This is a genomic window from Streptomyces hygroscopicus subsp. hygroscopicus (assembly GCF_030269125.1).
GTDB classification, from domain to species: Bacteria; Actinomycetota; Actinomycetes; order Streptomycetales; family Streptomycetaceae; genus Streptomyces; species Streptomyces hygroscopicus_C.
The window spans coordinates 317,924-324,489 of sequence record NZ_BSSM01000011.1 but is presented as its reverse complement, the minus strand read 5'-3'; the positions used below and the strand labels follow the sequence as shown (position 1 = coordinate 324,489).

The following is a 6,566-nucleotide window of genomic DNA, read 5'->3' as shown; positions in this document are numbered from 1 at the left end:
GTATCAACATATCTGGCGTTGACTTTTGGCACGCTGTTGAGTTCTCAAGGAACGGTCGCTTCCTTTGTACTCACCCTCTCGGGCTTTCCTCCGGGCTTCCCTTCGGTGTTTCCGACTCTATCAGATCTTTCCGATCCGATTTCCTCGGTGCTTTCCAGGTTCCCGCTTTCGCGTTTCCCTTTCCGGCGGTTCCGACTTTATCAGAAGGTCTGAGTCGGTTTTCCCACCCGGTCCGGGGCACCTTGTCCAGCACGTGAAGTGTCGGGGTTCCCACCGGGCGAGGTCGTAAACGTACTGGAGCGGGGCGCCCCGATGCAAATCGAGGCGCCCCGCTCCGGGTCCGGGCCGACGGGCCGTCAGACCTCCACGACCACGGGCAGGATCATCGGCCTGCGGCGGTAGTTGTCCGAGACCCACTTGCCGAGCGTGCGGCGGATCAGCTGCTGGAGCTGGTGGGGCTCCACGACGCCGTCCTGGGCGGACCGCTCCAGGGCGTCGTCGATCTTCGGGATGACATCGCCGAAGGCCGCGTCCTCGATACCCGAGCCGCGGGCCTGGATGTGCGGCCCGCCGGTGATCTTGCCGGTGGAGGAGTCCACGACCACGAAGACCGAGATGATGCCCTCGTCGCCGAGGATCTTGCGGTCCTTGAGCGCGGACTCGCCCACGTCGCCGACGGAGAGCCCGTCGACGTAGACGTAGCCGGCCTGGACCTTGCCCGAGATCTTGGCCTTGCCCTCGACCAGGTCCACCGCCACGCCGTCCTCGGCGATGACGATCCGGTCGTGCGGGACACCCGTGAGCGCGCCCAGCTCGGCGTTGGCCCGCAGGTGGCGCCACTCGCCGTGCACCGGCATCAGGTTCTTCGGGCGGCAGATGTTGTAGAAGTACAGCAGCTCGCCCGCGGAGGCGTGACCGGAGACGTGCACCTTGGCGTTGCCCTTGTGGACGACGTTGGCACCCCAGCGGGTCAGGCCGTTGATCACGCGGTAGACCGCGTTCTCGTTCCCGGGGATCAGCGACGAGGCCAGGATGACCGTGTCGCCGTCGACGATGCGGATCTGGTGGTCGCGGTTGGCCATCCGGGACAGCGCCGCCATCGGCTCGCCCTGGGAGCCCGTGCACACGAGGACGACCTCGTGGTCGGGCAGGTCGTCCAGCGTCTTGACGTCGACCACCAGGCCCGGCGGAACCTTCAGGTAGCCGAGGTCACGGGCGATGCCCATGTTGCGGACCATGGAGCGACCGACGAAGGCGACCCGGCGGCCGTACTCGTGCGCGGCGTCCAGGATCTGCTGGATGCGGTGGACGTGGCTGGCGAAGCTCGCCACGATGATCCGCTTGCGGGCGCCGGCGAAGACCTGGCGCAGCACGTTGGAGATGTCCCGCTCGTGCGGGGTGAACCCGGGGACCTCGGCGTTCGTGGAGTCGGTCAGCAGGAGGTCGATGCCCTCCTCGCTGAGCCGCGCGAACGCGTGCAGGTCGGTGAGGCGGTTGTCCAGCGGGAGCTGGTCCATCTTGAAGTCGCCGGTGTGCACCACCATGCCCGCGGGGGTGCGGATGGCGACGGCCAGGGCGTCGGGGATGGAGTGGTTGACGGCGACGAACTCGCAGTCGAAGGGGCCGATGCGCTCACGGTTGCCCTCGGCCACCTCCAGCGTGTACGGCCGGATGCGGTGCTCCTGGAGCTTGGCCTCGATCAGCGCGAGGGTCAGCTTGGAGCCGATCAGCGGGATGTCCGGCTTCTCGCGGAGCAGGAAGGGGACGCCGCCGATGTGGTCCTCGTGGCCATGGGTGAGGACGATGCCCTCGATGTCGTCGAGGCGGTCCCGGATGGACGTGAAGTCCGGCAGGATCAGGTCGATTCCGGGCTGCTCCTCCTCGGGGAAGAGCACTCCGCAGTCGACGATCAGCAGACGGCCGCCGTACTCGAAGACCGTCATGTTCCGGCCGATCTCGCCGAGACCGCCGAGCGGGGTGACCCGGAGACCGCCCTCGGGGAGCGGCGGGGGCGGGCCGAGTTCAGGATGCGGATGACTCAAAAGACTCTCCTCAACCACACGCGCCACGTACCGGTACGGCACGTGGCGCGCATGACGTTCGTGCGAAGCAGTTGTCGTTGTGATGCGGGCACCGGTGGCCCGCGTGGGTATGCGGTTGTGTCTTCAGTTGTGAAGCCCGGGGAGCTTCTGGACCGCGAGGGCCCGGGTGGTGCTGAAGTCTGTTGCTAGAGCTGTACCCCGCCGGCGGCAAGATCGATCTTGAGCTGGGCGATCTCCTCGGGCGAACACTCGACCATGGGCGAGCGCAGCGGGCCGGCGGGCAGTCCGAGCAGGTCGAGCGCGGCCTTGGTGGTCATGACGCCCTGGGTGCGGAACATGCCCGTGTAGACCGGGAGCAGCTTCTGGTGGATCTCGGTGGCCTTGACGACGTCGCCGGAGGTGTAGGCGTCGACCAGGGCCCGCAGGTCGGGGGTGACCACGTGGCCGACGACCGAGACGAAGCCGACCGCGCCCACCGACAGCAGGGGCAGGTTCAGCATGTCGTCGCCGGAGTACCAGGCGAGGCCGGACTGGGCGATGGCCCAGCTGGCGCGGCCGAGGTCGCCCTTGGCGTCCTTGTTGGCGACGATCCGGGGGTGTTCGGCGAGCCGGACGAGCGTCTCCGTGTTGATCGGCACGCCGCTGCGGCCGGGGATGTCGTAGAGCATGTTCGGCAGGCCGGTCGCGTCGGCGATGGCCGTGAAGTGCCGGTACAGGCCCTCCTGCGGGGGCTTGTTGTAGTAGGGCGTGACGACCAGGAGCCCGTGGGCACCGACGCGCTCGGCCTCGCGGGCCAGCTCGATGCTGTGGTGGGTGTCGTTGGTGCCGACGCCGGCCACGACATGGGCGCGGTCGCCGACCGCTTCCAGGACGGCTCGTACGAGGTCCGATTTCTCCGCGTCGCTGGTGGTGGGGGACTCGCCGGTGGTGCCGTTGACGATCAGGCCGTCGTTGCCTGCGTCCACCAGGTGGACGGCGAGCCGCTGCGCGCCGTCGAGGTCGAGTGCGCCGTCCGCCGTGAAGGGCGTGACCATGGCGGTGAGGACCCGCCCGAAGGGGGTCTGCGGAGTCGAGGTCGGAGCCATGGGTAACACGCTACTCGGTGCTCCATGCGCGGTCTGCCCGTGGGGTGCCGGATAAGTCCGGACAAAAGTGGAACCCGGCACTGCCTGCTCGGGGGTTCAAGCAGTGCCGGGTCCGTTTGATCAGGCTAGATGAACTTCTCTAAATGCCGCAATACGGACACTTCAGGAGGCTGATCCGTACATCCGTTCCGCGCGGCCCGACGACGCGCGCGAGGGCCTCGTCAGGGGGCCACGCGGCCGTTCGCGTTGTACGCGGCGTACGTCAGCGGCATGAGCTTCGCCCACTCCGCCTCCATCTTCTCGCCCACCATCTCGATCTCCCGCTGCGGGAAGGACGGCACCTTGGCCAGCTCGTGCTGGGTACGCAGGCCGAGGAAGTGCATCAGGGAGCGCGCGTTGCAGGTGGCGTACATCGAGGAGTACAGGCCGACGGGGAGCACCGAGCGGGCCACCTCGCGGGCGACGCCCTCGGCGAGGAGCTGCCGGTAGGCGGCGTACGACTGCTCGTACGACTCCTCCAGGGTGCCCTTGACCGCGGCGTGCTGCTCCTCGGTGCCCTCGACGAAGACGTACTTGCCGGGCCGTCCCTGCTGGACGAGCTTGCGGGAGGCGTCGGGGACGTAGAAGACGGGCTCCAGCTCGCGGTAGCGGCCGGACTCCTCGTTGTAGGACCAGCCCACGCGGTGCCGCATGAACTCGCGGAAGACGAAGATCGGGGCGCTGATGAAGAAGGTCATCGAGTTGTGCTCGAACGGGCTGCCGTGCCGGTCGCGCATCAAGTAGTTGATCAGGCCCTTGGAGCGCTCGGGGTCCTTCTTCAGCTCGTCCAGGGACTGCTCGCCGGCGGTGGAGACGCGGGCGGCGAAGAGGACGTCGGCGTCCGAAGCGCTGGACTTGACCAGCTCGACGGTGACATCGCTGCGGAACGTGAGCGACTCGGGGGTGGTCACGGGGGTTGGGGTCCTTCCCATCACTTCGGTGGTTCGCGCCCACCTTACGGGGCACCCGCCGGGGCCGGAGCGGGACCTCACCCCAAGAAGACGCACCGGCGATTTTTTCCGACATGGGCACCTTTTACGGCACTCGATCGTCTGTACCGGTGAGGTCTGCACGTTCGACCCCATACCGGGAAAGGAGTAGCACCGCGATGCCCCGTCGGCGCGAGCCCGTACCTTTCGCCTTCCTCGCCGAGGCCGAGACGTTCCGCAGCAATGTGACTCCCCCGCCGCGGCAGCGGGGGTCCTTCGGCGAGACAGCCGGGCGCTGGCTGCTGGGCCTGACCGTCGTGGCCGGGCTGGTGGGCGCGCTGATCATCGGCATGCCGGCGCTGTCCACGCCGTCCGATCCGCCGGTTCCGCAGTCCCAGGCGTCCCAGGGGCACTGACCCTTACGGCGGCTCCGGGCTGGTGAGCGGGCAGGCGGCCGGATAGCCTCACCGGGCACAGCCCCCGCGAGCACCGAGTGAGGAACCGCCGTGCCCCTGCCCTTCCTGACGGCCGACCGTACCTTCGAGGCGGCCTCCGAGAGCGCACTGCCGTACGACGACCGGGACCGCTGGCGGCGTCCCTACCGTCCCGGTCCCTGGCGGGTGGGTATGGCGGCGCTGGTGCTGATGGTCGCCTCGTTCGTGCTGTTCGCGGCGGTCCTCATCGCGTTGACCGGCTCGTCGTCGTCCGCGGGTGTCGTGCTCGGCATCGGTCTGGCGGTGATCGCCGGGGCGTTGCGGATGCTGCGGGCGGGGGTGTGGGTGAGCCCGCGTGGCGTGCGGCGGGTCGGGCTGCTGGTGACGCGGACGGTGCCGTGGGAGCGGGTCGTCACCGTGCGGACGGTGCAGCAGCCGGTGCGGTGGCTGGGACTGCCGCGGACGGTGCAGGGGCAGGCGCTGGTGCTGACCCGCGGGGATCGGGCGGCGGGAGACGCGACGGCGCTGTTCACGACCCACACATTGGACTTTCTCGACCGGCCGGCGGCGTTCGATCGGGCGGCGGACGCGGTGGAGGCGTGGGCGGCGGAGCGCGGACGCTGAGACCGGCGGGGACCGCCCGCCCGGCACCGACCGCATGGCCGGGACCGCCCGCCGTCGACGCGCCCGAGGGCACGCGGAACCGCGCGACGACCGCGACGCCCCCGCGCGTACGAGGTCGGCGGATGTCCGCGCAGGGTCACGCGTCCGTCGGGGTGCGGCCCGCGTGCAGGGCGATGGCCCGTTGCATGGCCTTGCGGGCGCGGGGCGTGTCCCGGGCGTCGTGGTAGGCGACGGCCAGGCGGAACCAGCAGCGCCAGTCGTCCGGGGAGGACTCCGTCTCGGCCTTGCGCTTGGCGAAGACCTCGTCGGCGGAGTCGCGGTCGACGCGGCCGCCGGCCGTGCGTGTCAGCTCGTCCACGGGGAGGCCGCCCTCCGCGTCGAGCTCGGCGGCGAGCCGGTTGGCCCGGCGGACGAACTGGGTGTTCTTCCACAGGAACCACAGGCCGATGACCGGCAGGATCAGCACCGCGATCCCGAAGGTGACGGTGAGGACCGTACCGGTCTCTATGAGCAGCACGCCCCGGCTGCCGACCAGGACGAAGTAGAAGACCAGGACGGCGGCCGTGACAAGGTAGTTGATCTTCGCGCGCATGGCAGGGACCGTTCTCAGCTCAGGTCCAGGAAGTGCTCCAGGCCGAAGGTCAGGCCCGGAGTGGTCACCACGCGGCGCGCGCCGAGCAGGATGCCCGGCATGAAGCTGCTGTGGTGCAGGGAGTCGTGGCGGATGGTGAGGGTCTCGCCCTCGGCGCCGAGCAGCACCTCCTGGTGGGCCAGGAGACCGCGCAGCCGTACGGCGTGCACGGGGACGCCGTCCACGTCGGCGCCCCGGGCGCCGTCCAGCGCGGTGACCGTGGCGTCCGGCGCGGGGGCCGTACCGGCCGCGCGGCGGGCCTCGGCGATGAGCTGCGCCGTGCGCGTGGCGGTACCCGACGGCGCGTCGACCTTGTTCGGGTGGTGCAGCTCGACCACCTCGACCGACTCGAAGTACGGCGCCGCGAGCTGTGCGAACTTCATGGTCAGCACGGCCCCGATGGAGAAGTTCGGGGCGATGAGCACGCCGGTGTGCGGGGACTGGTCGAGCCAGCCCTTCAGCTGCGCGAGGCGCTCGTCGGTCCAGCCGGTCGTCCCGACGACCGCGTGGATGCCGTGGCGCACGCAGAAGTCGAGGTTGCCCATGACCGAGGCGGGGGTGGTCAGTTCGACCGCGACCTGGGCACCGGTCTCCGCCAGGGTCTCCAGCTTGTCGCCCCGGCCGAGGGCGGCCACCAGCTCCATGTCCTCGGCGGCCTCGACCGCCCTGACCGCCTCGGAGCCGATCCGGCCCCTGGCCCCGAGGACCGCCACGCGCAGCTTGCTCATCTTCGCTTCCTTACCGATCCTTGCTGACTTACCGGCTCACCGGGCTGCCGGCTT

Annotated in this window: 8 protein-coding genes; 3 read left to right on the top strand and 5 right to left on the bottom strand. The window is 69.7% G+C overall.

What is annotated here, in order from left to right; genetic code table 11:
- Nucleotides 1–213, top strand: a 213-nt coding sequence (locus QSK45_RS24820; RefSeq protein WP_285560483.1) for a hypothetical protein, incomplete at its 5' end; no start/stop codon positions are given.
- A gap of 143 nt (nt 214–356) precedes the next feature.
- On the opposite strand, the gene QSK45_RS24815 is transcribed toward QSK45_RS24820, so the two are convergent.
- From QSK45_RS24815 to thyX, 3 genes are all read right to left on the bottom strand, one after another.
- Entirely contained in the window at nt 357–2,042 is a 1,686-nt protein-coding gene (locus tag QSK45_RS24815) for a ribonuclease J (RefSeq protein WP_285560482.1), read from the bottom strand.
- A 185-nt stretch (nt 2,043–2,227) separates the two neighbouring features.
- The gene (dapA, locus tag QSK45_RS24810) at nt 2,228–3,127 is read right to left on the bottom strand and encodes a 4-hydroxy-tetrahydrodipicolinate synthase (RefSeq protein WP_285560479.1); all 900 of its coding nucleotides are present in this window, start codon (nt 3,125–3,127) and stop codon (nt 2,228–2,230) included.
- Between the two features lie 221 nt (nt 3,128–3,348).
- Nucleotides 3,349–4,098, bottom strand: coding sequence for an FAD-dependent thymidylate synthase (gene thyX / locus QSK45_RS24805; protein WP_285560476.1), 750 nt, complete (start codon nt 4,096–4,098; stop codon nt 3,349–3,351).
- A 176-nt stretch (nt 4,099–4,274) separates the two neighbouring features.
- On the opposite strand from thyX, the gene QSK45_RS24800 reads away from it, so the two are divergent.
- Nucleotides 4,275–4,511 carry a hypothetical protein gene (locus QSK45_RS24800; protein WP_285560474.1) on the top strand — a complete coding sequence of 79 codons (237 nt, stop codon included), beginning with the start codon at nt 4,275–4,277 and terminating at the stop codon, nt 4,509–4,511.
- A gap of 90 nt (nt 4,512–4,601) precedes the next feature.
- A complete protein-coding gene (locus QSK45_RS24795; RefSeq protein WP_285560472.1) occupies nt 4,602–5,153 on the top strand; it encodes an SCO5741 family PH domain-containing membrane protein in 552 nt (183 codons plus the stop codon).
- Nucleotides 5,154–5,289: 136 nt separating this feature from the next.
- Here QSK45_RS24795 and QSK45_RS24790 read toward each other — a convergent pair whose 3' ends face one another.
- Both QSK45_RS24790 and dapB read right to left on the bottom strand, forming a co-directional pair.
- Nucleotides 5,290–5,745, bottom strand: a complete 456-nt coding sequence (locus tag QSK45_RS24790; protein WP_285560470.1) for a tetratricopeptide repeat protein — start codon at nt 5,743–5,745, stop codon at nt 5,290–5,292.
- Nucleotides 5,746–5,759: 14 nt separating this feature from the next.
- A complete protein-coding gene (dapB, locus tag QSK45_RS24785) occupies nt 5,760–6,512 on the bottom strand; it encodes a 4-hydroxy-tetrahydrodipicolinate reductase (RefSeq protein ID WP_285560469.1) in 753 nt (250 codons plus the stop codon).
- Nucleotides 6,513–6,566: the final 54 nt, after the last annotated feature.

Excerpts from the sequence above, each read along its gene's own strand:
- dapB (WP_285560469.1), bottom strand. The coding sequence starts at position 6,512 with ATGAGCAAGCTGCGCGTGGCGGTCCTCGGGGCCAGGGGCCGGATCGGC.
- thyX (WP_285560476.1), bottom strand. The coding sequence starts at position 4,098 with ATGGGAAGGACCCCAACCCCCGTGACCACCCCCGAGTCGCTCACGTTC.
- QSK45_RS24790 (WP_285560470.1), bottom strand. The coding sequence starts at position 5,745 with ATGCGCGCGAAGATCAACTACCTTGTCACGGCCGCCGTCCTGGTCTTC.
- QSK45_RS24800 (WP_285560474.1), top strand. The coding sequence starts at position 4,275 with ATGCCCCGTCGGCGCGAGCCCGTACCTTTCGCCTTCCTCGCCGAGGCC.
- dapA (WP_285560479.1), bottom strand. The coding sequence starts at position 3,127 with ATGGCTCCGACCTCGACTCCGCAGACCCCCTTCGGGCGGGTCCTCACC.